Source organism: Streptomyces sp. NPDC101191 (assembly GCF_044767915.1).
In the GTDB taxonomy this organism is placed as follows: Bacteria; Actinomycetota; Actinomycetes; order Streptomycetales; family Streptomycetaceae; genus Streptomyces.
On record NZ_JBIWOU010000011.1, the window covers coordinates 135,915 to 160,118 of the forward strand.

Annotated in this window: 23 protein-coding genes; 17 read left to right on the forward strand and 6 right to left on the reverse strand. The window is 73.0% G+C overall.

All coding sequences use genetic code 11. The features are described from left to right. Positions 1 to 11 precede the first annotated feature (11 nt). Positions 12 to 944 carry a DMT family transporter gene (locus ACIRQF_RS33505; RefSeq protein ID WP_382480912.1) on the forward strand — a complete coding sequence of 311 codons (933 nt, stop codon included), beginning with the start codon at positions 12 to 14 and terminating at the stop codon, positions 942 to 944. Between the two features lie 92 nt (positions 945 to 1,036). Here ACIRQF_RS33505 and ACIRQF_RS33510 read toward each other — a convergent pair whose 3' ends face one another. Next, positions 1,037 to 1,255, reverse strand: a complete 219-nt coding sequence (locus ACIRQF_RS33510; protein WP_382480914.1) for a hypothetical protein — start codon at positions 1,253 to 1,255, stop codon at positions 1,037 to 1,039. A gap of 155 nt (positions 1,256 to 1,410) precedes the next feature. Between ACIRQF_RS33510 and ACIRQF_RS33515 the strand changes: the two genes are divergently transcribed. Genes ACIRQF_RS33515 through ACIRQF_RS33525 form a run of 3 tightly spaced genes read left to right on the forward strand, consistent with a single transcriptional unit; the run spans position 1,411 to position 4,535 of the window. Beyond that, positions 1,411 to 2,640, forward strand: a complete 1,230-nt coding sequence (locus ACIRQF_RS33515) for a sensor histidine kinase (protein ID WP_404098149.1) — start codon at positions 1,411 to 1,413, stop codon at positions 2,638 to 2,640. Continuing rightward, positions 2,637 to 3,344, forward strand: a complete 708-nt coding sequence (locus tag ACIRQF_RS33520) for a response regulator (RefSeq protein ID WP_389752438.1) — start codon at positions 2,637 to 2,639, stop codon at positions 3,342 to 3,344. Before ACIRQF_RS33515 ends, ACIRQF_RS33520 begins: the two co-directional genes overlap by 4 nt. A 9-nt stretch (positions 3,345 to 3,353) precedes the next feature. Then, on the forward strand, positions 3,354 to 4,535 hold the full coding sequence (locus tag ACIRQF_RS33525; protein ID WP_404098153.1) for a cytochrome P450: 1,182 nt from the start codon (positions 3,354 to 3,356) through the stop codon (positions 4,533 to 4,535). A gap of 40 nt (positions 4,536 to 4,575) precedes the next feature. Here ACIRQF_RS33525 and ACIRQF_RS33530 read toward each other — a convergent pair whose 3' ends face one another. Further along, positions 4,576 to 5,580, reverse strand: a complete 1,005-nt coding sequence (locus tag ACIRQF_RS33530; protein WP_404098156.1) for a Gfo/Idh/MocA family oxidoreductase — start codon at positions 5,578 to 5,580, stop codon at positions 4,576 to 4,578. A gap of 148 nt (positions 5,581 to 5,728) precedes the next feature. Here ACIRQF_RS33530 and ACIRQF_RS33535 point away from each other — a divergent pair, with 148 nt between their 5' ends. The 7 genes from ACIRQF_RS33535 (at position 5,729) to ACIRQF_RS33565 (ending at position 12,406) form a co-directional block, all read left to right on the forward strand. Continuing rightward, a complete protein-coding gene (locus ACIRQF_RS33535) occupies positions 5,729 to 6,448 on the forward strand; it encodes a GntR family transcriptional regulator (RefSeq protein WP_376633745.1) in 720 nt (239 codons plus the stop codon). Positions 6,449 to 6,500: 52 nt separating this feature from the next. Continuing rightward, positions 6,501 to 7,553, forward strand: a complete 1,053-nt coding sequence (locus tag ACIRQF_RS33540) for a sugar ABC transporter substrate-binding protein (protein ID WP_404098298.1) — start codon at positions 6,501 to 6,503, stop codon at positions 7,551 to 7,553. Next, positions 7,550 to 8,605, forward strand: a complete 1,056-nt coding sequence (locus tag ACIRQF_RS33545; protein WP_404098159.1) for an ABC transporter permease — start codon at positions 7,550 to 7,552, stop codon at positions 8,603 to 8,605. Before ACIRQF_RS33540 ends, ACIRQF_RS33545 begins: the two co-directional genes overlap by 4 nt. After that, complete coding sequence (locus ACIRQF_RS33550) at positions 8,602 to 9,405, forward strand: ATP-binding cassette domain-containing protein (protein WP_382480918.1); 804 nt, start codon at positions 8,602 to 8,604, stop codon at positions 9,403 to 9,405. Before ACIRQF_RS33545 ends, ACIRQF_RS33550 begins: the two co-directional genes overlap by 4 nt. Positions 9,406 to 9,453: 48 nt before the next feature. Next, positions 9,454 to 10,662, forward strand: coding sequence for an ROK family glucokinase (locus ACIRQF_RS33555; protein WP_376633524.1), 1,209 nt, complete (start codon positions 9,454 to 9,456; stop codon positions 10,660 to 10,662). Next, positions 10,659 to 11,255 (forward strand): hypothetical protein, encoded by a 597-nt coding sequence (locus tag ACIRQF_RS33560; RefSeq protein WP_376633522.1) that lies wholly within the window; start codon positions 10,659 to 10,661, stop codon positions 11,253 to 11,255. The genes ACIRQF_RS33555 and ACIRQF_RS33560 overlap by 4 nt, the downstream gene beginning before the upstream one ends. 107 nt (positions 11,256 to 11,362) lie before the next feature. Next, positions 11,363 to 12,406: a LacI family DNA-binding transcriptional regulator gene (locus tag ACIRQF_RS33565; RefSeq protein ID WP_389752447.1), complete on the forward strand. Its 1,044-nt coding sequence runs from the start codon at positions 11,363 to 11,365 to the stop codon at positions 12,404 to 12,406. Here ACIRQF_RS33565 and ACIRQF_RS33570 read toward each other — a convergent pair. The 3 genes from ACIRQF_RS33570 to ACIRQF_RS33580 are packed head-to-tail and all read right to left on the reverse strand — an operon-like array spanning position 12,390 to position 15,912. Continuing rightward, positions 12,390 to 13,100 carry a sulfite exporter TauE/SafE family protein gene (locus tag ACIRQF_RS33570; protein ID WP_389752449.1) on the reverse strand — a complete coding sequence of 237 codons (711 nt, stop codon included), beginning with the start codon at positions 13,098 to 13,100 and terminating at the stop codon, positions 12,390 to 12,392. The two genes, ACIRQF_RS33565 and ACIRQF_RS33570, sit on opposite strands and share 17 nt — an antisense overlap. Next, a complete protein-coding gene (locus tag ACIRQF_RS33575) occupies positions 13,097 to 14,515 on the reverse strand; it encodes an amidohydrolase family protein (RefSeq protein WP_404098164.1) in 1,419 nt (472 codons plus the stop codon). The genes ACIRQF_RS33570 and ACIRQF_RS33575 overlap by 4 nt, the downstream gene beginning before the upstream one ends. Next, complete coding sequence (locus ACIRQF_RS33580; RefSeq protein WP_404098167.1) at positions 14,512 to 15,912, reverse strand: uracil-xanthine permease family protein; 1,401 nt, start codon at positions 15,910 to 15,912, stop codon at positions 14,512 to 14,514. The genes ACIRQF_RS33575 and ACIRQF_RS33580 overlap by 4 nt, the downstream gene beginning before the upstream one ends. Before the next feature lie 518 nt (positions 15,913 to 16,430). Here ACIRQF_RS33580 and ACIRQF_RS33585 point away from each other — a divergent pair. From ACIRQF_RS33585 to ACIRQF_RS33610, 6 genes are all read left to right on the forward strand, one after another. Next, positions 16,431 to 17,855, forward strand: coding sequence for a nucleobase:cation symporter-2 family protein (locus ACIRQF_RS33585; protein ID WP_404098169.1), 1,425 nt, complete (start codon positions 16,431 to 16,433; stop codon positions 17,853 to 17,855). Between the two features lie 58 nt (positions 17,856 to 17,913). Beyond that, positions 17,914 to 18,612, forward strand: a complete 699-nt coding sequence (locus ACIRQF_RS33590; protein ID WP_404098171.1) for a transcriptional regulator — start codon at positions 17,914 to 17,916, stop codon at positions 18,610 to 18,612. A gap of 64 nt (positions 18,613 to 18,676) precedes the next feature. Continuing rightward, positions 18,677 to 19,939 (forward strand): alpha/beta fold hydrolase, encoded by a 1,263-nt coding sequence (locus ACIRQF_RS33595; RefSeq protein WP_382480932.1) that lies wholly within the window; start codon positions 18,677 to 18,679, stop codon positions 19,937 to 19,939. A 10-nt stretch (positions 19,940 to 19,949) separates the two neighbouring features. Next, positions 19,950 to 20,582 carry an MBL fold metallo-hydrolase gene (locus ACIRQF_RS33600; RefSeq protein ID WP_404098174.1) on the forward strand — a complete coding sequence of 211 codons (633 nt, stop codon included), beginning with the start codon at positions 19,950 to 19,952 and terminating at the stop codon, positions 20,580 to 20,582. A 54-nt stretch (positions 20,583 to 20,636) separates the two neighbouring features. Continuing rightward, the gene (locus tag ACIRQF_RS33605) at positions 20,637 to 21,416 is read left to right on the forward strand and encodes an exodeoxyribonuclease III (protein WP_404098177.1); all 780 of its coding nucleotides are present in this window, start codon (positions 20,637 to 20,639) and stop codon (positions 21,414 to 21,416) included. A gap of 72 nt (positions 21,417 to 21,488) precedes the next feature. Continuing rightward, positions 21,489 to 21,926: a DUF6278 family protein gene (locus tag ACIRQF_RS33610; RefSeq protein WP_382480936.1), complete on the forward strand. Its 438-nt coding sequence runs from the start codon at positions 21,489 to 21,491 to the stop codon at positions 21,924 to 21,926. Positions 21,927 to 22,536: 610 nt separating this feature from the next. Here ACIRQF_RS33610 and ACIRQF_RS33615 read toward each other — a convergent pair. Continuing rightward, positions 22,537 to 24,102 (reverse strand): alpha/beta fold hydrolase, encoded by a 1,566-nt coding sequence (locus ACIRQF_RS33615; protein WP_404098180.1) that lies wholly within the window; start codon positions 24,100 to 24,102, stop codon positions 22,537 to 22,539. Positions 24,103 to 24,204 lie beyond the last annotated feature (102 nt).

Here is a 24,204-nt window from a genome sequence, read left to right on the forward strand (position 1 = left end):
ACCGCTCGCCGATGACGTCCGCCGCCGTTCCCGTCCCCCTCGGCGCACCGCGCCGCGCCTGGCTCACCGACCTGCCCGTCCTGCTCGTCGCGGTGGTCTGGGGCGCCAGCTACCTCGCGGCGAAGGGCATCACCACCGCCCACACCGTGCTCGCCGTCCTGGTCCTGCGGTTCGCCGTGGTGCTGCCGGTGCTCGTCGCCGCCGGATGGCGCCGGCTGCGCGCGCTGGACGCCGCCCAGTGGCGCGGGGCCGGGCTGCTCGGTCTGATCCTCGCCGGGATCTTCCTCCTGGAGACGTACGGGGTCGTCCACACCTCCGCCACCAACGCGGGCCTGATCATCAGCCTCACGATGATCTTCACGCCGCTCGCCGAGGCCGCCGTCACCGGCGTCCGCCCCTCCCGTGCCTTCCTGGCCGCCGCCGCGCTCTCCGTGACGGGCGTGGTCCTGCTGACGCAGTCCGGCGGCTTCACCGCGCCGTCGTCCGGCGACCTGCTCATGCTGCTGGCGGCGCTCGCGCGGACCGTGCACGTCCTCGCGATGTCACGGATCAGGGCGGTCCGGAGCGCCGACTCGCTCTCCCTGACCACCGTCCAGCTCGGCTCCGCCGTCGCCGTCTTCGCCGTACTGGCCGCCGCCCCCGGCACCGGGGCCTCGCCCTGGGCCGTGGCGCTGGACTTCGGGCCGCGCGAGTGGGCCGGGCTCCTCTTCCTCTCCGTCTTCTGCACGCTCTTCGCCTTCTTCGTGCAGATGTGGGCCGTCCGCCGCACCTCCGCCTCCCGGGTCAGCCTGCTGCTCGGGACCGAGCCCCTCTGGGCCGCCGCCGCGGGCATCGCCCTGGCCGGCGACCGCCCCGGCGTCCTGGGCCTCGCGGGCGCGGCCCTCGTCCTGGCGGGCACCAGCTGGGGCCGCACGGCGGCCGACCGCGAGGCGCGGGACGGGTGAGCGTGTCCTGCCCCGCGGCCGGCGACGTCACCGAGCCCTGACGGAGACGGCGGACGGGTGACCGGTCCGTCGTCCGCGAGCCCTGGCGCCCGTCAGCTCCGCACCCGGTCCGACGCCACCATGATCACCAGCCCGAACGCCGCGATCACGATGTTCGCGAACAGCTCGTGGCCCTGGAGGAAGGGGACGCCCTCGGTCAGGAAACGGGTCACCCCCATCAGCTTGAACCAGCCGTCGGTCAGCTCGCGGATCACGCCGCAGACGCCGAAGACCATCACCAGAAAGCCCGTGACCTCAAGGAATCGCTTCATGGCCCGAGCATGATCCACCGGCCGACCGGCCCGCGTCGGCCGCCGGTATCCCTCGCCACCCGTCCGGTACGACCGAAGTATCGTCCCGCGCGACTTTGGTACAGGGCGGCCGCTGCGGCCCGGCGCCACGGTGCTCGCCTGCGTACATTTCCCGTATGACACGCACGGCCCGCCCGGAGCGGCACACCTGGCTGCTCCCCTCCCACCTCGTCGAGGCCGCCCGGACCGGCCACGACCGGCCGGAAGGGCGGCCGCGGCGCACCGTACGGGACTGGGTGGTCGACACCGTCCTCTTCCTGCTCGCCGCCTTCGTCGGCCTGCTCGCCGCCGAGACCAGCGCGAAGTACAACAGCGGGGCCATCGCCCTCGTCGACCAGGTCCTCGGCGGCCTCGCCGTCTGCTCCCTCTGGCTGCGCCGCCGCTGGCCCACCGGGCTCGCCGTCGTCCTCTCCGTGGTCAGCGTCGTCGCCCCCGCGGCGGGCGGCGCCCTCCTCGCCGCCCTCTTCAGCGTCGCCGTGCGCCGCCCCTTCCGTGAGGTCGCCTGGATCGGGCTGCTCGCCATCGCCGCCTCCACCGTCCAGGTGTTCGTCCGCCCCGACCCCGACACCGGCGTCCTGCTCGGCATCGCCCTCGGTGCCGTCCTGATCCTCCTCGTCACGACCTGGGGCATGCTCGTCCGCTCCCGCCGCCAGCTCGTCGAGGCGCTGCGCGACCGGGCCCTGCGTGCCGAGGCCGAGGCCGAGTTGCGTGTCGAGCAGGCGCAGCGCCTCGCGCGCGAGGCCATCGCCCGCGAGATGCACGACGTCCTGGCACACCGGCTCACCCTGCTCAGCGTGCACGCCGGTGCCCTGGAGTTCCGGCCCGACGCCCCGCCCGAGCAGGTCGCCCGTGCCGCCGGCGTCATCCGCGACAGCGCCCACGAGGCCCTCCAGGACCTACGGGAGATCATCGGCGTGCTGCGCTCCCCGGGGGAGGGGGCCGAGGACCGTCCCCAGCCCACTCTCGCGACCCTCGACACCCTGGTGTCGGAGGTCCGCGAGGCCGGGATGACGGTCGTCCTCGACTCCACCGTCACGGACCCGGAGGCCGTTCCCGCCTCCACCGGCCGCACCGTCTACCGGATCGCCCAGGAAGCCCTCACCAACGCCCGCAAGCACGCCCCCGGGGCCGAGGTCACCCTCACCCTGCGCGGCCGCCCCGGCGAGGGACTGTCCGTCGACGTGCGCAATCCCGCCCCCGCCGGGCCCGTGCCGCCCGTGCCCGGATCCGGGCAGGGTCTCATCGGGCTGACCGAACGCGCCACGCTCGCCGGTGGCCGGATGGAGCACGGTCCCGCCCCCGACGGCGGCTTCGCCCTCCACGCCTGGCTACCGTGGCCCGCATGACCATCCGGCTGATCGTCGTCGACGACGACCCCCTGGTCCGCGCGGGCCTCTTCCTCATGCTCGGCGGCGCCGAGGACATCGAGATCGTCGGCGAGGGCGCCGACGGCAGCGAGGTCCCCGAGCTCGTCGACCGGCACGCCCCCGACGTGGTCCTCATGGACATCCGCATGCCGAAGGTCGACGGCCTCACCGCCACCGAGCGGCTGCGGGCCCGGCCCGGCGCCCCCGAGGTCGTCGTCCTCACCACCTTCCACGCCGACGAACAGGTCCTGCGCGCCCTGCGGGCCGGGGCCGCCGGCTTCGTCCTCAAGGACACCCCGCCCGCGGAGATCGTCGCCGCCGTGCGCCGGGTGGCCGCCGGCGACCCCGTGCTCTCCCCGGCCGTCACCCGCCGGCTCATGACCCACGTCGCCGAGCAGGCCGGACCCCTCGGGCCCGCCGCCCCGCAGCCGCCGACCCGCCGCGCCGCCGCCGGCGCCCGGCTCGCCCAACTCGCCGACCGCGAGCGGGAGGTCGCCCTGGCCGTCGGCGAGGGCCGGTCCAACGCCGAGATCGCCGCCGCCCTCTACCTGAGCGTTCCGACCGTCAAGACCCATGTCTCGCGCATTCTGGCCAAACTCGACCTCAACAACCGTGTCCAGATCGCGCTCCTCGTCCACGACGCGGGCCTGCTCGACCTCCCCGGGGGAGAGGACGGCACGTAGCCTGGGCCGATGTCCGTCATCGATCTGGGGGAGTACGGCGCGGACTTCACCGCCGACCCGTACCCGTATTACGCGAAGCTCCGCGAGGCCGGTCCGGTGCACGAGGTCGTGACACCGGACGGCATGCCGGCCTGGCTGGTCGTCGGCTACGAGGAGGGCCGCGCGGCCCTCGCCGACCAGCGCCTGTCGAAGTCCTTCTCCGCCTTCGACCTGCCCCTGCCCGAAGAGGAGATCATCGGGCCCCACCTGCTCATCGTCGACCCGCCCGACCACACCCGGCTGCGCAAACTCGTCACGGGCGAGTTCACCGGCCGCCGGGTGGAGGCGCTCCGCCCGCGCGTCCAGCAGCTCACCGACGAACTCCTCGACGCGATGGCCCCGGCCGGCCGCGCCGATCTCGTCGACTCCTTCGCCTTCCCGCTGCCCGTCACCGTCATCTGCGAACTGCTCGGCGTCCCGGCTGCCGACCGCGACCGGTTCCGGGTCTGGTCCAACGAGCTGGTCGCGCCGACCGGTCCCGAGGCCGAACAGGAGGCCGCCGTGGTGGCCTTCGGCGCCTATCTCGACGAACTCATCGAGGACAAGCGGGCGTACGGCCCCGCCGACGACCTGCTCTCCGCCCTCATCGCGACCCGCGCCGAGGACGGCGACCGGCTCTCGCTGCCCGAACTGCGCGCCCTCGCCTATCTGCTGCTCATCGCGGGCCACGAGACGACCGTCAACCTGATCGCCAACACGGTCCGCGCCCTGCTCGACCACCCCGAGCAACTCGCCGCGCTCCGTGCCGACTTCGGGCTGATCGACGGCGCCATCGAGGAGGGCCTGCGCTACGACGGGCCGGTCGAGAACGCCACGCTCCGCTTCGCCAAGGAGGCGTTCGTGCTCGGCGGCACGGAGATCCCCGCGGGCGGGATCGTGCTCGTCGCCCTCGCCTCCGGGGCCCGCGACCCCGGCCGCTTCCCCGAACCCGACCGCTTCGACATCCGGCGCGACCCGCGCGGTCACCTCGCCTTCGGCCACGGCATCCACTACTGCCTGGGTGCGCCGCTGGCCCGCCTGGAGGGCAAGACGGCCATCGAGTCACTTCTCCGCCGCTTCCCGCGGCTGGAACTCGACCCCGAGGCAGGCCCCCAGGAGTGGCTCTCGGGCATGCTGATCCGGGGCACGAGGCGGCTTCCCGTCGTCTGGTGACCCCGCGCCCCGCGGTCCGGGCCTCTCGGGGGAGCCGGCCTCAGACCGCGGGGACCTCCGCGAGCCGCACGGGGCGCCGCTCGCGGCGCGACCACTCGCAGGCCTCGGCGATCCGCAGCGCCTCCAGCGCCTCGCCGCCGTCGCACGCGTTCTCCCGCTCGGCGCGCACCAGGCCGACGAAGGCGTCCAGCTCCGCCTCGTACGCCGGGCCGAAGCGCTCAAGGAAGCCGGGCCACGGCTTCCCGGGCGGCGGCGGACCCAGGGGCTCGACCGACTCCAGCGGGGTGCGCTCGTCCAGGCCGACGGCGAGCTGCGCGAGCTCCCCGGCCAGCTCCATCCGTACGTCGTACCCGGCGCCGTTGCAGCGGGTCGCGGTCGCGGTGACCAGGGTGCCGTCGTCCAGGGTCAGCAGGGCGGCGGCCGTGTCCACGTCACCGGCCTCCCGGAACATCGCGGGCCCCGCGTCCGAGCCCGTCGCGTACACCTCGACGACCTCGCGCCCGGTCACCCACCGCACGATGTCGAAGTCGTGCACCATGCAGTCCCGGAAGAGACCACCCGACAGCGGCAGGTACCCGGCGGGCGGCGGCGCCGGATCCGAACTCGCCGCCCGTACGGTGTGCAGCCGCCCGAGCCGGCCCTCCGCGACGGCCGCGCGCGCGGCCCGGTACCCGGCGTCGAACCGGCGCATGAACCCCAGCTGCAGCTCGGTCCCGGCCTCCGCCACGGCGTGCAGCGCCCCGAGGGTCCCCGGCAGGTCGAGCGCGATCGGCTTCTCGCAGAACGCCGGCAGCCCGGCCGCCGCGGCCCGCCCGATCAGCTCCGCGTGCGCGGCCGTCGCCGAGGCGATCACCACCGCGTCCAGGGCGTGCCCGAACAGCGCGTCGACCGTCGGTGCCGCCTCCGCGCCCAGCGCGCCCGCCACCCGGGCGGCCCGCGGCCCGTCGGCGTCCGCGAGGACCAGGGCCTCGACCTCCGGGTGCCGCGCGAGCGCCCCCGCGTGGAAGGCGCCGATCCGTCCCGTCCCGACCAGTCCGATCCGCATGGCCCCAAGGTGGTGCGGAACGGGTCGGGTGTCAAGGAATGTCAGGACGACAGGACGTCCCCGCTTCCCGTCTCCCGGCCCCGGGGCTACCCTCCCCACCGTGCCCGCGCAGGCCCCGCCCCCGCAGCCGCCGGTCCCCGAGCTGTCGGTGGACCGCCGCAGCCCCGTGCCGCTGTACTTCCAGCTGGCCCGGCAGCTGGAGGCGGCCATCGAGGACGGCGCCCTGCCGCCCGGGAGCCTGCTCGGCAACGAGATCGACCTCGCCACCCGCGTCGGACTCTCCCGTCCCACCGTGCGACAGGCCATCCGGTCGCTCGTCGACAAGGGGCTGCTCGTCCGGCGCCGGGGCGTGGGCACCCAGGTGGTGCACAGCAGGGTCCGGCGGCCGCTGGAGCTCAGCAGCCTCCACGACGACCTGGAGGCATCGGGACAGCGGCCGGCCACCCGGCTCCTCGTCGACCGGCTCGAACCGGCCGACGCCGAGGTCGCCACCGCCCTCGGACTGCCCGAGGGCAGCGAGGTGCGCTACCTGGAGCGGCTGCGTTCCGCACACGGCGAGCCCCTCGCGTACCTGCGCAACCACCTGCCCGCCGGACTGCTCGACGCGGACTCCGGGCGCCTGGAGACCACCGGCCTCTACCGGCTGCTGCGCGCCGCCGGCACCACCCTGCACAGCGCCCGCCAGACCGTCGGCGCCCGGGCCGCCGCCCCCGCCGAGGCGGCGGCCCTCGGCGAGCCCGCGGGGGCCCCGCTGCTGACGATGGAACGCACCACGTTCGACGCCCGGGGCCGGGCGGTGGAGCACGCCTCCCACCTCTACCGGGCCTCCCGCTACTCCTTCGAGTTCCAGTTGCTCGCCCGCGGGTAGGCCCCCACGGGCCCCGCTGAAGATCGGTGCCACCCCCATGACCGATACTGCAATGCACGCAGAAGGACACAAAGGAGGGCACGGCCTCGTGACCAGGGTTCCTACAGGAGGGCGCGCGGCCGTCGGCGCCGTGCTCGCGGTGGCGCTGACCGCCGCGCTCGCGGGATGCAGCAGCACCGGGGGCAAGCGCGCGGAGGACGCCCGCAAGGCGGCCGCGGCCCAGGGGCGGGCGGCGGTCGACACCCCCCGCTGGACCTTCGCCATGATCACCCACTCGGGTGACGGCGACACCTTCTGGGACATCGTCCAGAACGGCGCCAAGCAGGCCGCCGTCAAGGACAACATCAACTTCCTCTACGCCCACAGCGACGAGGCGCAGCAGCAGGCCCAGCTCATCGACTCGTACGTGGCCAAGAAGGTCGACGGCATCATCGTCACCCTCGCCAAGCCCGATGCGATGAAGACGGCCGTCGAGAAGGCCGTGAAGGCCGGCATCCCGGTGATCACGGTGAACTCCGGCGCCGACCAGTCCAAGGCCTTCGGTGCCCTCACCCACATCGGCCAGGACGAGACCGTCGCCGGCGAGGCCGTCGGTGAGGAGCTCGACAAGCGGGGCCGCAAGAAGGCCCTGTGCGTCCTGCACGAGCAGGGCAACGTCGGCCACGAGCAGCGCTGCGCCGGCGCGAAGAAGACCTTCGGCGGCGATCTGCAGAACCTGTACGTCGACGGCACCAACATGCCCGACGTCCAGGCCTCCATCCTCGCCAAGCTCCAGTCCGACCCGTCCGTCGACGCCGTCGTGACCCTCGGCGCGCCCTTCGCGGACGCCGCCGTCCAGGCGAAGAAGAGCGCCGGCAGCAAGGCCGAGGTCGACACCTTCGACCTCAACGCCAAGGTCGCCGGCGCGCTGGAGGCGGGCACCCTCGGCTTCGCCGTCGACCAGCAGCCCTACCTCCAGGGCTACGAGGCCGTCGACCTGCTCTGGCTGTACAAGTACAACGCCGACGTCCTCGGCGGCGGCAAGCCGGTCCTCACCGGCCCGCAGATCATCACCAAGGACCAGGCCGCCGCGCTGAAGGGCTACACGGAGCGGGGTACCCGATGAGTGCCGCCTCCCCACCGTCCGACGGCCTCGACCACGTCGACGAACGCCTGCTGCGCACGTCGCCGCTGAAGAAGCTGCTCGCCCGCCCCGAGCTCGGCTCGATCGTCGGCGCGGTCGCCGTCTTCCTCTTCTTCTCGGTGGTCGCCGACAGCTTCCTGCGCGCCTCCAGCCTCGGCACGGTCCTCTACGCGGCCTCCACCATCGGCATCATGGCCGTGCCGGTCGCGCTGCTGATGATCGGCGGCGAGTTCGACCTGTCGGCCGGCGTCATGGTCACCAGCTCCGCGCTGATCTCCGCGATGTTCAGCTACCAGATGACCGCGAACGTCTGGGTGGGCGTCGGCGTCTCGCTGCTCGCCACCCTCGCCATCGGCGCGTTCAACGGCTTCATGCTGACCCGCACCAAGCTGCCCAGCTTCATCATCACGCTCGGCACCTTCCTCATGCTGACCGGCCTGAACCTGGGCTTCACCAAGCTGATCAGCGGCACCGTGTCGACCAAGTCGATCGCCGACATGGAGGGCTTCCCCTCCGCCCACAAGCTCTTCGCCTCCACCTGGACCGTCGGTGGCGTCGAGCTCAAGGTCACCATCCTGTGGTGGTTCGGCCTCGTCGCCCTCGCGACCTGGATCCTGCTGCGCACCCGCTCCGGCAACTGGATCTTCGCGGTCGGCGGCGGCTCCGACGCCGCCCGCGCGGTCGGCGTCCCGGTCCACAGGACCAAGATCGGTCTCTACATGGGCGTGGCCTTCTGCGCCTGGATCTCCGGCCAGCACCTGCTCTTCTCGTTCGACGTCGTCCAGTCCGGCGAGGGCGTCGGCAACGAGCTGATCTACATCATCGCGGCCGTCATCGGCGGCTGCCTGATCACCGGCGGCTACGGCTCCGCCGTCGGCTCCGCCGTGGGCGCCTTCATCTTCGGCATGACCGGCAAGGGCATCGTCTACGCCGAGTGGAACCCCGACTGGTTCAAGTTCTTCCTCGGCGCGATGCTGCTGCTCGCCACGCTCCTGAACGCCTGGATCCGCAAGCGCGTGGAGGCCACCAAGTGACCACGGCGACGAAGACCGCGACCCCGCTCGTCGAGCTCGACGACGTCAGCAAGTACTACGGGAACATCCGAGCCCTCGAAGGGGTCTCCCTGAGGGTGGACGCCGGGGAGATCACCTGCGTCCTGGGCGACAACGGCGCCGGCAAGTCCACCCTCATCAAGATCGTCGCCGGTCTGCACCGGCACGACGCCGGCACCTTCAGCATCGAGGGCGAGGAGGTGAACCTCGCCAATCCGCGCGACGCCCTCGACCGGGGCATCGCCACCGTCTACCAGGACCTCGCCGTCGTCCCCCTGATGCCGGTGTGGCGGAACTTCTTCCTCGGCTCCGAGCCCACCCGCGGCAAGGGCCCCTTCAAGCGGCTCGACGTCGGCCTGATGCGCGAGACCACCCGGACCGCCCTGCTGCGCATGGGCATCGACCTGCGCGACGTCGACCAGCCGATCGGCACCCTGTCCGGCGGTGAGCGCCAGTGCGTGGCCATCGCCCGCGCCGTCCACTTCGGCGCCAAGGTCCTCGTCCTCGACGAGCCGACCGCCGCGCTCGGCGTGAAGCAGTCGGGCGTGGTCCTCAAGTACGTGGCAGCCGCACGTGACCAGGGCCTCGGAGTGGTCCTCATCACCCATAACCCGCACCACGCCTACCTCGTCGGTGATCGTTTCGTGCTGCTCAAGCGCGGTGTCATGGCTGGCAGCCACACCAAGGGATCCATCAGCCTGGACGAGTTGACCCGCCAGATGGCCGGTGGCAGCGAGCTGGAGGACCTGAGGCACGAGCTCGAACGAGAGCCGGGTCCGTAGGCGCTTTGGTCACGCGCCCCTCACGCCGCACCTGGCAGAATCGACACGATGAGTACCTACCGAGACCTCACGCTCGCCCGAGCTCTCCGAGCAGGGGGGACCCCCAGTGGCTCGGCTCGCGGTACGGTCCTGCGGACCGTCGGCACCCGGGAGCGGCGCTCGCACCTGACGGCGCCCCGGGTGCCGACCGTGGGCATCGACATCGGCGGTACGAAGGTGATGGCCGGCGTCGTCGACGCGGACGGCAACATCCTGGAGAAGGTCCGTACCGAGACCCCCGACAAGTCCAAGAGCCCCAAGGTCGTCGAGGACACCATCGTCGAACTGGTGCTGGACCTCTCCGACCGGCACGACGTGCACGCCGTCGGCATCGGCGCGGCCGGCTGGGTCGACGCCGACCGCGCCCGGGTGCTCTTCGCCCCCCACCTCGCCTGGCGCAACGAACCGCTGCGCGACGCCCTCCAGGACCGGCTCGCCGTCCCCGTCATGGTGGACAACGACGCCAACACCGCCGCCTGGGCCGAATGGCGCTTCGGCGCCGGACGCGGCGAGGACCACCTCGTGATGATCACCCTCGGCACCGGAATCGGCGGCGCCATCCTGGAGGACGGCCAGGTCAAGCGCGGCAAGTACGGGGTCGCCGGCGAGTTCGGCCATATGCAGGTCGTCCCCGGCGGGCACCGCTGCCCCTGCGGCAACCGCGGCTGCTGGGAGCAGTACAGCTCCGGCAACGCCCTCGTCCGCGAGGCCCGTGAGCTCGCCGCCGCCGACTCCCCGGTCGCCCACGCGATCATCGAGAGGGTCAAGGGCAACGTCCCGGAGATCACCGGCCCGCTCATCACCGAGCTCGCCCGCGAGGGCGACGCCATGTGCGTCGAGCTGCTGCAGGACATCGGCCAGTGGCTCGGTGTCGGCCTCGCCAACCTCGCCGCCGCCCTCGACCCCTCCTGCTTCGTCATCGGCGGCGGCGTCTCCGCCGCAGACGACCTGCTCATCGGGCCTGCCCGGGACGCCTTCCGCCGCCACCTCACCGGCCGCGGCTACCGCCCCGAGGCCCGCATCGCCCGCGCCCAGCTCGGCCCCGAGGCCGGCATGGTCGGCGCCGCAGACCTCTCCCGGCTGGTCGCCCGCCGCTTCCGCCGGGCCAACCGGCGCCGCGTCGAACGCTACGAGCGGTACGGGCGCTACGCCCAGGCGCTGCGCGGCGGCGCCGTCGACCGCAGCGCCCGCACCACCCCCCAGGAACCGACGTCATGACCACGCCCACCCTGCCCCGCCCCACCGGCTCCCCGGAGTACCCCGGCACCCCCGAGGGCAGGCTTCCCGAGGACCGGCGGCACATGCTGCGCCGCCGCTTCCTCACCCTGCTCACCATCGTGCTGCTCGTCGGCGTCCCCGCCGGCTATCTGGTGATCTCCGCGGGTCAGAGCCGTGACAGCGGCATCGACAAGGAGCGCGAGTCCTCGGCCAGCGGCCTGCAGGACAACTGGCCCTCCCAGATGAAGCGCCGGGTCTTCGAGATCCCGATCCCCTCGGACGCCTGGAACGTCTCCTACTACGAGACCAGCAACTGGAAGACCAGCCGGCTCTACGTGCAGTTCACGACCACGGCGGCCGGCCTGGACGCCTACCTCCACGACAGCGGCACCAGCCGGGCCGCCCTCACGCCCGGCGACCTCACCGTCGGCACGCGCGACGCCGAGATCGTCGGGTGGGACTTCCGCCCCGACCGCGGCTGGTCCGGCACCAGCGTCGACCGGGAGGAGCCCCGCCCCACCAGCGACATCACGGTCGACCTGACGGACCCGGCCTTCCCCCGCGTCTACGTCGTCTCCTCCACCTCCCCCTGACCGTGGGGCCCCGCCGACGCCGGAGCCGCCACCCCCGCGGCGCAGACCGGCGATGATCGGCGAAGATGGGGCGTCATCTGTTCCCGAGCTCGTGAGGAGCGACGGAGATGCCCAGTAACGGGGCCGGCTCCAGACCACCGACGATCGCCGACGTCGCGCGGGTCGCCGGAGTCTCGCGTACCACCGTGTCGCACGCCCTCAACGGGATCGGAAAGGTCGACCCCCGGACCCGGGAGCGCATCAAGCAGGTCGCCACCGAGCTGGGCTACCGGCCGAACCTGCGCGCCCAGCGGCTGCGGCGCGGCGAGGCCAAGGCCATCGCCCTCGCCTCGTCCATGCCCTTCGCGGTGGCCGCGGGGCCCTCCCGGCTCGGCTTCTACATGGAGATCGCGGCGGCCGCCGCCGAGAGTGCGCTGCTGCACGGGTACGCCCTCGTGCTCGTCCCTCCCGTGCGCTCCGGTTCGGGGCTGCACTCCGTCGACGTCGACGGAGCGATCGTGGTGGAGCCCGAGGTGAACGACGTGGCCGTGGCCCAGCTGAAGGACCGCGGCCTGCCGTACGTGGCGCTCGGCCGCCCCGTCTCCCCGGACGAGCCGGCGCCGTACGTCGACCTGCGCGGCGGGCTCGTCGCCGAGCTGCTGCTCGCCCACCTGCGCGAGCAGGGAGCCGAACGGCCGGCGCTGATCGTCGGATCAGGGGAGCGGCACGCGGCGGTCGACGCACGCGCCGCGTACGAGCGGGTCTGCGTGGAGCACGGCCTGCCGCCGATCGTGGTGACCGCCTTGGAGGAGGGCGGCGAAGAGGCCGGTTACACCGCCTGTGCGGAGCTGCTCGCCCGGCACCCCGGCGTCGACGCCGTGTGCGCGCTGGTGGACGCCTTCGCGGTGGGGGCGGTCCGGGCGATCAAGGACAGCGGACGGGCCATACCCGACGACGTCATGGTCGTCACCCGCTACGACGGACTGCGCGCCCGTACGTGCGAGCCGCCGCTCACGGCCGTCGACCTCCATCTCGACCGGGCCGCCTCCGACGCGGTCGAGCTGCTCCTGGGGCGGCTGCGCGACGGCGTGACCACCGACGCGGTGGTCACGTCGCCCGATCCCCAGGTGATCCCGCGGGCGTCCTCGCTGCGGGTCACGTCCCGAGCATGAGGACGAGACCGGAGAGCAGCGCGAACACCAGCACGAACACCCGCGTCCGTGACGCGTTCATCCGGTGGCGCACCAGGCGGCTCGCCCACGCGCCGGCCGCGATCGCCGGCAGCAGGGCCGCCGCACGTCCCAGGTCTTCCGGATGCCCCTTGCCGGTGGCGAACAGCAGTGCCAGTGAGGCGATCTCGCCGACGAGGAAGCAGACGGCGACGGTGGAGCGCAGCTCGGCCGGCGGCCGGTGCTGGTACACCAGGGCGAGCGGAGGTCCGCCGACACCGGTGGCCGTCTCGGTGAGCCCGGTGACGGCGCCCGCGCCCAGGTAGGCGGCCCGGCCGGGGGCGAACGCGGGCGAGACGAGGCTCACCACCGCCGCGAGAACGGTGGCGATGCCCACGAAGAGGCCGAGGCTGCGGTCCGGTATCAGCCAGAGCAGCGCGAGCCCGCCCGGCGTGGCGGCGAGCCGCGCGGCGGTGATCCAGCCGGCCCCGCGCAGATCGAGCGAGGCCCGCTCGCGCCAGGCGACGTACAGGTTCAGCGGGATCATCGCCGCCAGCACGAAGCCGGGCAGCAGACCCGGGTCCAGGATCCCCGCCACGGGCGCGACGATCAGGGCGAAGCCGAGTCCGCTGCTGCCCTGGACGAACGCGGCGACGGCCACGGTGAGGGCGAGGGCGGCCAGTGTCAGCGTGCTCACGGGGCGAGGCTCCGTTCGCGGGCCGCCGCGGACGTGGGGTGCGCGCGGGTGATCGGTGCGCGTGCCACGGAGGCGCGCGCCAGGTCGGCCGCCCGCCGGACCAGCGCCGGGCCGTCCCAGCCGGTGGGCAGGCCGCGCCACATGCGCATCCGGCCGTCGACGAACACGGCGGTGATCTGGTCCCGGTTGCCGCGCCGCACGAGCTCCCAGGGCAGGTCCCAGGAGAGCGCCAGTTCGGGGTTGGTGACGTCGACCAGGAGGAAGTCGGCCGCCAGGCCCTCGGCGACGGTCCCGGTCCGGGCACGCAGGCCGACGGCGTCGGCGCTCCCGCGGGTGCCGTGCTCCAGCCAGGTCCACCCGGCTCCGCACGAGGAGTCTCCGGTGGCCAGGCCGTACGCGATCCGCTGGGCGAACTCGGCGGCCTCGGCGAGGCGGAAGCCGTCCCCCCGGGTGCCGTCGGTGCCGAGGCCGAAGCGGATGCCGCGCTCGGCCATGGCGAGGGCGGGAGCGACGGCGTTGCCCTTCCAGGCGCTGGCCACCGGGTTGTAGCTGACGGCGCTTCCGGTGTCGGCGAGCAGCGTCAGTTCGCGCGGCGTCAGGAGGGTGGCGTGGGCGGCGAGCAGGTGCGGGCCCAACGCGCCGATGTGGTGCAGGTGTTCCAGGGGGCGCAGGCCGTGCCGGAGCAGGGAGCGCTCGACCCCGGCCAGGTGTTCGTTGACGTGGATCTGCACCGTGGCTCCCGCTTCCGCGGCGAGCCGGGCGACGCGCCGCAGGGTCGCGGAGCTCGCCGCCTCGGGAATGGAGACGGCGAGGGAGGGATGGACGAGCGGGTCGCCCGCGTACCGGGCGAGGTGCCGTTCCGCGCGGGCGAGGACGGCGCCGCCCGCTCCGCCGGAGGCGTCAGCGGCGTCCTGGCCGGGGTCGGCGTCGTTGCAGACGAGGCCGAGGACGCAGCGGATCCCCGCGTCACGTGCCGCCGCGGCGACGACGTCGACGTCCACGGCGGCGCGGGTGCCGGCGTCGGCGACGGTGGTGAAGCCGCCGCGCAGCGCTTCGAGGGCCGCCAACTTGGCCGCGATGTAGGCCGATTCCTCGTCGAGCGCGCCTTCGAGCGGTACCCAGACCCGCCGGAAGATCTCCGACGGCTCCCCGAAGGCGAGCGCGGAGCCGAAGCTCTGTGTGAGGTGGTGGTGGGCGTCGACGAAGCCGGGCATCAGCAGGTGACCGGACAGCCGCACGCCTGCCAGGTGCGGATGGGCGCGCCGGACCTCCTCCGCCGGGCCGACGGCCCGGAACGAGCCGTCGGCGACGACGACGGCGTACCCGTCGGCGGGACCCGTGGGCAGCAGGACGGCGTCCGGTTCGAGCAGGAAAGGGCCGGGGGAGTCGAGCAGTTCGCGGGTGAGCTGGTTCATCGGTCGCTTTCCGTACGGCTGGTGGCCAGGCGGGCGGCGACGCCCGGCCTCAGGTGGTGGAAGAGGATGTTGAGCACGGCGGCGACGAACGCGCCCACGGCGACGCCGCTTTCGAGGAGGATGCGGAGGTTGGGCGGGAAGCCCGCGTACACGCCCGGGACGAGGATGGGAAGGAGCCCGAGGGCGAGGGCGACGGCGCAGACGAACGTGTTGGTGTGCTTGTCGAGGTCGGAGCGCCCGAGCATCTGCACGCCGAGCACGGTGATGACCGCGAACACGACCATGGCGGTGCCGCCGATGACCGCCGACGGGACGACGCTGATCGCGCGGGTCACGGGGGCGAGGAAGCCGATGAGGACGAGGACCGCGCCGGCCGCCGCGGTGACGTAACGGCTGCGGACGCCGGTGACCCGGACGATGCCGATGTTCTCGCCGCTCGTGACCATCAGCGGCAGCCCGAGGAAGCCGCCGAAGAGGGAGGTGAGCGCGTCACCGCGGACGGTCGCCGGGACGGCGGTGCGCCGGTCGATCTCCTTGCCGACGGCCTCGGCGTTGACCACGGTCTGGCCGGTGGCCTCCGCCATCGAGGCGAGGCTGTAGAGCATCAGGGGCAGCGCGGCCAGGAGGTCGAATCGGGGCGAGCCGAAAGGCATCACCTGCGGCAGGCTGACCAGACCCCCCTCGGCCGCGCGGCCGAGGTCCAGGTGGCCGAGGACGGCGGCCAGCAGGGTGCCGGCGAGGAGCCCCAGCATGACGGCGAGTTGCCGCAGGACACCGGTGAACAGCAGGTAGAAGACCACGGTGAAGCCGATCGTCGCCAGGCCGAGGGCCAGGTTCGACGGTTCGGCGAAGCCGGGTGACCCCGGGCGTCCGGTCACGAGGACCGCACCGACCTTCACCAGGTTGACGCCGACGATGACGATCATCGTGCCGATCACCAGGGCCGGGAAGAACGCCAGCATCCGGGAGAAGAGCGGCAGCACGACGAAGGTGAGGACGGCGGTCAGGATCACCGCGCCGGCGGCGGTGCGCAGACCGTGCTGTTCGGCGATGGAGAGGAAGAGCACGAGCGGCGCGCCGCCGGGCAGCATCACGAAGGGCAGCCGGGGGCCGAACTTCCACGGGCCGAGCGACTGGATCAGGGAGCCGGCGCCGGAGAGGACGAAGGCCGCGGAGAGCAGCTTGACGGTCAGGTCGTGACCGAGGCCGAGGGTGGCGCTCATCAGGAAGACGGCCGAGATCGGTGTGGCGGCCATGACGAGCACGTGCTGGATCCCGAAGAGGAGGATGCGGCCCAGGGGGCGCCGCTCGTCGACGGGGTGGACGGGGGAGGGCGGGGCGGGCTCGGGTGCGGGTGGCTGGTGCGCAGCGGGAAGGGTGGGGCGAGGACTGGACACGTTCGAGCTCCGATCGGCGTTCGACACGTACGGGTTCAGCCGCGTTCCGGCCCTGGACGGGGAGCCAAAGCGAGTGGCCAAATCGATTTGGCCGTCAGTATGTGAGGCACCGCGATCGGCGTCAAGGCCCCGGGTGGTCGAGGTCGGGCGCGAATCGGGACCTGATGTTCCGTCAAGCGCGGCAACGAAATCCGCAGCAGGGATTCCGATCGACCATCGATTCGTAAGTTACCAAGGGGTTTTGCTTCAAGAAGTGCGGCACCAAGCCTTGCGGGAAGCACGGCCGGTCCGGAAGGATCTGTCACCGGCCCGGGCCGCTCGCCCAGGCCCCCTCATGCCTCCGTCCCCGGACACCCGGCAGCGCATCGGCAATCCCGTGCCCGCGCCGGTGGAACCGCCAGATCCGCGCGGTCACCCCGGACGAATCCCCGAGGCCCCCATGCGACCCGAAGCCCCGCTCCGTCGGCGTCCCGGCGTCGCGCTCCCTCTCATTCACCTACCCCCAAGGCAAGGCAGAGATGGCACCACTGTCCTCGCGCCGGCGAACCCCCACCACCGTGCACCCGGTGGACGAGGTCCTCCCGCTCCCCACCCTCGCGCTCTACGGATTCCAGCACGTCCTGGCCTTCTACGCGGGCGCGGTGCTCGTCCCCGTGATCCTCGGCAGCAGCCTCGGCCTCTCGCGGCAGGAGCTCGTCTACCTCGTCAACGCCGACCTGGTCACCGCCGGCATCGCCACCCTCATCCAGGCCTGGGGATTCTGGCGGATCGGAGCCCGGCTGCCGCTCGTCCAGGGCGCGACCTTCACGGCCGTCTCACCGATGATCGCCATCGGCCAGGGCGCGGGCGGAGGCACCGCCGGCCTGCTCGTCGTCTACGGCGCCGTCATCACCGGCGGAGTCGCCACCTTCCTCTTCGCCCCCTTCGCCGGCCGGCTGACCGCGTACTTCCCGCCGATCGTCACGGGCACCCTCCTCACGGTCATCGGCATCGTCCTCGTCCCGGTGGCGCTCCAGGACGTCGGCGGCGGCGCGGCGCTCATCGGCACCCCCGGCTACGGAGCCCCCGCCCCTCTCGCGTACGCGGGCGGCACCCTCCTGTTCATCCTGCTGGTGGTGCGGTTCGGGGGGCCCTTCCTGCGCAGCATCGCGGTCCTGCTCGGACTCGTCGGAGGCACCGCCGTGGCCTGGCTGCTCGGCGACGCGGAGTTCGGGACGGTCGACCAGGCCGACTGGCTGGGCGTCAGCACGCCCTTCCACTACGGGCTGCCGCACTTCTCCGCCCTCCCCATGCTGGCGATGGTCGTCGTCATGCTCATCACCATGGTGGAGACGACGGGCGACGTGTACGCCATGGGCGAGATCACCGGACGCCAGGTCGACGGCGACACCGTCAGCCGCGCGCTCCGGGCCGACGGCGTCGCCACCGTCCTCGGCGGGGTGCTCAACTCCTTCCCGTACGTGGCGTTCGCGGAGAACATCGGCCTGGTCCGCATCTCCCGTGTCACCAGCCGCTTCGTCGTGGTCGCCGCGGGCTTCTTCATGATCGGCGTCGGCCTCGTGCCCAAGGCCGGCGCGGTGGTCGCCTCCGTCCCCCACCCGGTGCTCGGTGCGGCGGCCGTCGCGATGTTCGGCATGGTCGCGACCGTCGGCATCCAGATCCTCGCCAAGGTCGACCTGAGGGAGGAACGCAACGCGATCATCCTCGCCGTCAGCCTGGGAGCCGCGATGCTCCCGACCGCCGTCGCGCCGTTCTTCGAGCGCCTGCCGACCGAGGCGAGGGCCGTCCTCGGCAGCGGGATCACCCTCGGCACGCTGTCGGCCGTCCTGCTGAACCTGTTCTTCCACGTCACGGCGAGCCGCCGTCAGCGGGAGGTCATCGACTGGGACGGACTGACCGCGCACGACGAGGGAGCGGGCCCCCGGACCGCCACGGCCCGCTGACCCCGCCCCGCTTCCCGGAGCCCGCCGCCCCCGAGGGCACCACCGAGGTGATCCGCACGTGTCCCACCCCCCGTTCTCTCCCGCCCAGGCCCGGGCCGCCCGTCTCCGCATCGGCCTGACCTCCGAACAAGTCGTCACCGCCATGGCGCAGTTGGGCGTGCGGTGCTCGACCGCGGCACTCGGTTGCTGGGAGACGGGGGCGGCGGTGCCCTCCGAGGCCGAACTCTTCGCGCTGTCCGACGCGCTGTGGTGCCCGGTCCCCGTCCTCATGGACCTCACGCCGAGGTCGCTGCGCGAGCACCGACTGGCCCGCCGGTTCACCGCCGAGCGCCTGGCCCGGCGGATCGGCCTGGACGTCCACGCGTACGTCCGTGCCGAGAACGAGCACCGCTGGCACGGCACCGACCGGCAGACCCTGGTCCTCGCGGACGCACTCGGCCTCCCACCGGACGAGCTGCTGCGCGTCATCGGCTGGGCCGGCGAGCTCGACGGCCTGCTCCGCGACGCCGTCGAAGGCCGCTGGAAGCAGCACGTCCCCTCACTCGCGCGCCTCGCCGACGCCCGCCGCCCGGACGTGACGCGGGCGCTGCGCACCCTGCACCAGGAGTACGCCCGGTTCAACGAGCGTTACATGGGCCATCTCGTCGCCCGCAGCGACGACGCGCGGCTGAAGGAGATCGCCACGGAACGCGCCGCCTGGCTGCACGGCCTGTCCGAGCGCTTCCTCCACCTCGTGGGCCGCGGCTCCGGACGGTGAAGAACCCGTACGGATGCGTACCCCGGCTCCAGGGGGCCCCACGAGGGATGAGAGGGTCTTGCGGGTGAGTGAGACAACGACGAACACCCTGCAATACCGCGTCGACGGGCGAGAAGACGCTCCGGTTCTCGTCCTCGGCCCCTCGCTCGGCACCACCTGGCACATGTGGGACCGCCAGATACCCGAGCTCATCCGCACCTGGCGGGTCGTCCGCTTCGACCTGCCGGGCCACGGCGGCGCCCCCGCCCACCCCGCCTCCTCCGTCGCCGAACTCGGCGACCGGCTGCTCGCCACCCTCGACGAGCTCGGCATCCAGCGCTTCGGCTACGCGGGCTGCGCCTTCGGCGGCGCCATCGGCCTCGACCTCGCGCTGCGCGCCCCCCACCGGGTCGCCTCGCTCGTCCTCGTGGCCACGTCGCCCCGCTTCGGCAGCGCCGACGAGTTCCGCCGGCGCGGCGTGATCGTGCGCACCAACGGCCTCGAACCGATCGCCCGCACCTCGCCGGAGCAGTGGTTCACCCCCACCTTCGCCGCCGCCCAGCCCGCCATCGTGGACTGGGCCGTACAGATGGTCCGCACCACCGATCCCGGCTGCTACATCGCCGCCTGCGAGGCGCTCGCCGTCTTCGACGTCCGCGAGGCGCTCGACCGGATCGGCGTGCCCGCCCTCGTCCTGGTCGGCTCCGAGGACGCGATCACCGGCCCCGCCGAGGCGCGCACCCTCGTCGCCGGCATAGCCGACGCCCGGCTCGCCGTGGTCCCCAGCGCCTCCCACCTCGCGCCCGTCGAGCAGCCCGCCGCCGTCACCGAGCTGCTCACCGGCCACTTCGCCCCCCTCGCCCAGGAGCCCTCGGGCACCCTGACCGTGCCGCCGATGCCACCGGTCTCGGCACCCGTCGTCCCCGTCGCCGAGATCGCCCCGGCGGCTCCCGCGGACGAGGAGGGGGCGCGCCCCGACCCGTACGAGAGCGGGCTGAAGCTGCGCCGGGAGGTCCTCGGCGACGCCCATGTCGACGAGGCCCTCGCCGACGAGTTCGGCACCGACCTCCAGGGCCTCGTCACCCGATTCGCCTGGGGCGAGGTGTGGGGCCGCGACGGCCTCGACCGGCGCACCCGCAGCGCGGTCACGCTGGCCGCGCTGATCGCCGGCGGCCACCACGACGCCCTCGCCGACCACACCCGGGCCGCCCTGCGCAGCGGCCTCACCCCGGACGAGCTCCGCGAGATCCTCCTCCAGACCGCCGTCTACTGCGGGCTCCCCGCCGCCGAGAGCGCACTGCGCGTGGTCAGCCGCGTGATCAAGGAGGACACCACTCCCCAGGCGTAGGCTGCCGCCCGTGAAGCTGACGAAGAACACCCACGCCTGCGTCCGCCTGGAGAAGGACGGCCGGACGCTCGTCATCGACCCGGGGATGTTCACCGAGGAGGGCGCCACGCGCGGCGCGGAGGCCCTCCTCGTCACCCACGAGCACCCCGACCACTTCGACGAGGGGCGACTGCGGGCGGCCCTGGAGGCCGACCCGGCCGTCGAGGTGTGGACGCTGCGGAGCGTCGCCGAGCAGCTCACGGCGGCGTTCCCCGGCCGGGTCCACACCGTCGGCCACGGCGACGGCTTCACCGCGGCCGGTTTCGACGTCCAGGTGCACGGCGAACTCCACGCCGTGATCCACCCGGACATCCCGCGCATCACCAACATCGGCTTTCTGATCGACGACACCGTCTTCCACCCGGGCGACGCCCTGACCGTGCCCGACCGGCCGGTGGAGACGCTCTTCCTGCCGGTCATGGCCCCGTGGAACAAGATCTCCGAGGTCATCGACTACGTGCGGGAGGTCCGGCCGGTGCGGGCGTACGACATCCACGACGCCCTGCTCACCGACCTGGCCCGGCCCATCTACGACCGCCAGATCGGCGCCCTCGGCGGCACCGACCACCGGCGTCTCACCCCGGGCGACTCGACCGAGCTCTGACCGCCCCGAGCCGGAGACCGCCGGCTGTCACACCCCGCCGTTAGGCTTGCGGTCATGCGCATCGCCACCTGGAACGTCAATTCGATCACCGCCCGGCTGCCCCGGATCCTGGCCTGGCTGGAGAGCAGCGGCACCGACGTGCTGTGCATCCAGGAGACCAAGTGCACGGCCGAGCAGTTCCCCACCGAGGAGCTCCGCGAGCTGGGGTACGAGTCGGTGGTCAACGCCACCGGCCGGTGGAACGGGGTCGCCCTGGTCTCCCGGGTCGGCCTGGAGGACGTCGTCACGGGCCTGCCCGGCGGCCCCGACTACGAGGGCCTGCAGGAGCCGCGGGCCATCGCCGCGACCTGCGGACCGGTCCGCGTCTGGTCGGTGTACGTGCCGAACGGCCGCGAGGTCGCCCACGAGCACTACGCGTACAAGCTGCGCTGGCTGGAGGCGCTGAAGGCCGCCGTCGCCGAGGACGCGGCGGGTGAGCGCCCCTTCGCCGTGCTCGGCGACTACAACATCGCGCCGACCGACGAGGACGTCTGGGACATCGCCGTCTTCGACGGCGCCACCCACGTCACCGAGCCGGAGCGGGCCGCGCTCGCCGGACTGCGCGAAACGGGCCTCGCCGACGTGGTGCCGCGCCCGCTGAAGTACGCCCACCCCTACACGTACTGGGACTACCGCCAGCTCTGCTTCCCGAAGAACAAGGGCATGCGGATCGACCTGGTGTACGGCAACAAGCCCTTCGCGGACGCGGTCAAGGACAGCTATGTCGACCGCGAGGAGCGCAAGGGCAAGGGCGCCTCGGACCACGCCCCGGTCGTCGTCGACCTCGACGTCTGACGCGTCCGGGGGATCGGGACGATCTCCGCGCGCCGGGTGGTGCCGGTGGGGGCAGGATGCGACGCTGGTCGGATGAACATCCCCTTCCTGGACATCTGGCGCAGGCGGCATGAAGCCGAACGTTCGCCTCTGGTCTCGGTCTTCGACCGGGACCCGGAGGGGGCGGCGGAACTGCTCGCCGAGTGCGAGCTGCTGCGCGCCCGCGCCCAGGAGGCCGGGGTGCGGCTCGACGACACCCCCCGCTCCCTCGCCGCGCTCGACCAGCTCCCGCCCCGCTGGCGGGACGACCCCGAGGAGCTGCCCTGGGTGGGCAACGACGCGGGGCTCTATCTGGGCACGGTCCTCGTGCGCACGGTGCCCCGTGCCGGCTGGCGGCTCCGGCCGGACGGCCAGCCGGTGGTCCGGCTGGGATCCGGGCGGGAGATCGACGTGGTCGCCGCGGGCCTCGACTGGGCCGCGACCGGCGCGCCCGAGCTCTCCCAGATCTACGCGGAGTCGGCCGAGTTCTGAACCCCGTCCGGCCGTGGCCCGGCTGTACACGGACCCCTCTGCAGTAAATACGGCTTATCCCGCTTCCATGCGTGTCGGGCGCGAAGTCCCTTTTTCCGGTGGATAGTTTGCGCTGACCTCGACATCGGCCGAGACACGCAGGGGCAGGGCACCACATGGCAGTGGTCGACGAACCGCTGATCGCACTGCGAGGCGTCCACACGCACGACGGCGCGTCGCATGTCCTCCGGGATATCCACCTCATCGCCGACTGCAGGGAGGTGGCCGTGGTCGTCGGACCGTCCGGACCCGGCACCGGGTCGTCGTCCCGCAAGGGAGGGGCTTCGCCCGCCCGGCCGCCGACCGCGGGGTCTTCACGGCCGACGGCCGGATCCTGACGCGCCGACCGGACCGGGGGCCGTGCGGCGAAGCCGTCGCAGGCCTGCCGGGCTCGTCCTGCCGCTCGCCGCCGCAGCGCCCGCGGGCGGTGCGGCCCGGTACCGGGCGCCGCCGCACCGGGGCAGTGGAGGTCGCTCGGGCCGAACCGGTCACGCTGCTGCCGGGTCAGGAGTAGCCTCATGTGCCCCTGAGAACCCGGCACGGGCCCTGCCCGCCCGGCAGCAGCCGGTGATCACTCCGTCCGCAGCGGTACCGACACATAACTCGGGTCGGCCGCGGGGGAGGAGAAGGTCAGCTGCGCGCCGGTCGGGTTGTGCTCGATGTACAGCGGGTCGACGGTGTCGACGACCAGGGCGAGCCGGTGACCGGCCGGCACGTCGTACGCCGTGGAGAACAGGTCCAGATCGACGGAGAAGGCCTTCCCCGGAGTCCTGCCGTGGAAGGTGTAGGGGGCATTGCTGATCAGCTTGCCGATGCCCAGCGGGCCGACGTCGTAGAGATACGCGACGAAGGTGCCGCTCTCCGCGGTCGGGGTCACCGTGGTGTGCAGCCGCGCCGTGCCGCGCACCCGCTGCGCGGTGCCGTACCGCTCGGACTGCCAGACGCCGGCGAAGGCCCGCGGGAGCAGGGGTATCGAGACGGTGGGCGGCGCCTTGAAGAACTGGTCCAGGAGGTTGGACAGCATGACGATGCCGCCGTCGGCGCCCGAGTCGACGTTCGCCCAGAGGTGCTCGGAGCCGGTGAGCGCGAACCTGCGCTGGTTCGCGTTGACCGACTTCCAGTCCGGATAGCCCTCGTAACCGGCGTCGGAGCGCGGCTTGAGCTGGACCGGCTGCTCGCGGTCGATGCCGTTGTCGGCGCCCTTCAGGTAGTGGTCGAACCAGCGGTGGGCGCTGGTCCAGGTGTCGTTGGGCAGTCCCAGCAGGCCGGTGGCCTCGGCGGTGGCGTGGTCGCCGGGCCGCAACTCCAGGCGCTTGGGGCCGCTCAGCTTCTCGTAGAAGCTCGCGAACTGGTTGGGCGGGAAGATGGTGTCGCCCCAGGCGTTGCCGAGCATGATCGCCGGGCGGTTGGCGTTGATCGCGTCGAGGTGGGTGGCGGCGGAGCGCTCGCGCCCCCAGGCGATCATCTCGTCCTCCTTGTCCAGGTCGGAGGAGAGGAAGTCGTCCAGGACCTGCTGGAGTTCGGGCCCGGGGCGGCCGGTGAGGTAGCCCGCGCCGCCGAGCAGGGCGGCGGCCTGGAGGTGCTGGGTGCGACCGCTGTAGATGGACTCGATGAGGTCGGCCCAGCCGCTGAGCGCGGCGACGGCCTTGACGCGCTTGTCGTGCGCGGCCGTGAGCAGGCTGATCCCGGCGCCGTACGACACCCCGGCCATGCCGACCTCGGCGGGGTCGGCCGGGGTGTTCGCGAGGGCCCAGTCGATCACCCGGGACGCGTCGGCGATGTCCTTGGGGCCGGCGGTCTCGATCTCGCCGCCGGACTGCCAGAAGCCGCGGGAGTTGTAACTCACCACCACATAGCCGGAGTCGGCGAGCTTCTTGGCCTGGGCGAGGTACTCGATCTGGGGTACGGCCCAGCTGGTGGGCAGCACGACGACGGGGAAGCGGGTGGTGCCGTCGGCGCCGGCCGGGGTGACGACGTTGGCCTTGAGGACGGTGCCGCCGTCCCCGGTGATGTCGACGAACCGGAGGGAGCCGGCGGTCTCGGCCGCGGAGTCGGCGGCGTGGGCTGCGGGGGCGAGCCCGAGGGCCGTACCGGCGACGAGGGCGGCCGAGACGGCGTAGGCCAGGGCTGTGCGCACGGGTCACTCCTCACTGGGTGTCACTGATGGGGGGCAGTGAAGTGACCCGACGGTAACGTCGGTGACTTACCGGGGGTAACCGGTCGGTAAGTTACGCGTGGG

Excerpts from the sequence above, each read along its gene's own strand:
- ACIRQF_RS33505 (WP_382480912.1), top strand. The coding sequence starts at position 12 with ATGACGTCCGCCGCCGTTCCCGTCCCCCTCGGCGCACCGCGCCGCGCC.
- ACIRQF_RS33510 (WP_382480914.1), bottom strand. The coding sequence starts at position 1,255 with ATGAAGCGATTCCTTGAGGTCACGGGCTTTCTGGTGATGGTCTTCGGC.
- ACIRQF_RS33515 (WP_404098149.1), top strand. The coding sequence starts at position 1,411 with ATGACACGCACGGCCCGCCCGGAGCGGCACACCTGGCTGCTCCCCTCC.
- ACIRQF_RS33520 (WP_389752438.1), top strand. The coding sequence starts at position 2,637 with ATGACCATCCGGCTGATCGTCGTCGACGACGACCCCCTGGTCCGCGCG.
- ACIRQF_RS33525 (WP_404098153.1), top strand. The coding sequence starts at position 3,354 with ATGTCCGTCATCGATCTGGGGGAGTACGGCGCGGACTTCACCGCCGAC.
- ACIRQF_RS33530 (WP_404098156.1), bottom strand. The coding sequence starts at position 5,580 with ATGCGGATCGGACTGGTCGGGACGGGACGGATCGGCGCCTTCCACGCG.
- ACIRQF_RS33540 (WP_404098298.1), top strand. The coding sequence starts at position 6,501 with ATGCACGCAGAAGGACACAAAGGAGGGCACGGCCTCGTGACCAGGGTT.
- ACIRQF_RS33545 (WP_404098159.1), top strand. The coding sequence starts at position 7,550 with ATGAGTGCCGCCTCCCCACCGTCCGACGGCCTCGACCACGTCGACGAA.
- ACIRQF_RS33555 (WP_376633524.1), top strand. The coding sequence starts at position 9,454 with ATGAGTACCTACCGAGACCTCACGCTCGCCCGAGCTCTCCGAGCAGGG.
- ACIRQF_RS33560 (WP_376633522.1), top strand. The coding sequence starts at position 10,659 with ATGACCACGCCCACCCTGCCCCGCCCCACCGGCTCCCCGGAGTACCCC.
- ACIRQF_RS33565 (WP_389752447.1), top strand. The coding sequence starts at position 11,363 with ATGCCCAGTAACGGGGCCGGCTCCAGACCACCGACGATCGCCGACGTC.
- ACIRQF_RS33575 (WP_404098164.1), bottom strand. The coding sequence starts at position 14,515 with ATGAACCAGCTCACCCGCGAACTGCTCGACTCCCCCGGCCCTTTCCTG.
- ACIRQF_RS33585 (WP_404098169.1), top strand. The coding sequence starts at position 16,431 with ATGGCACCACTGTCCTCGCGCCGGCGAACCCCCACCACCGTGCACCCG.
- ACIRQF_RS33605 (WP_404098177.1), top strand. The coding sequence starts at position 20,637 with ATGCGCATCGCCACCTGGAACGTCAATTCGATCACCGCCCGGCTGCCC.
- ACIRQF_RS33610 (WP_382480936.1), top strand. The coding sequence starts at position 21,489 with ATGAACATCCCCTTCCTGGACATCTGGCGCAGGCGGCATGAAGCCGAA.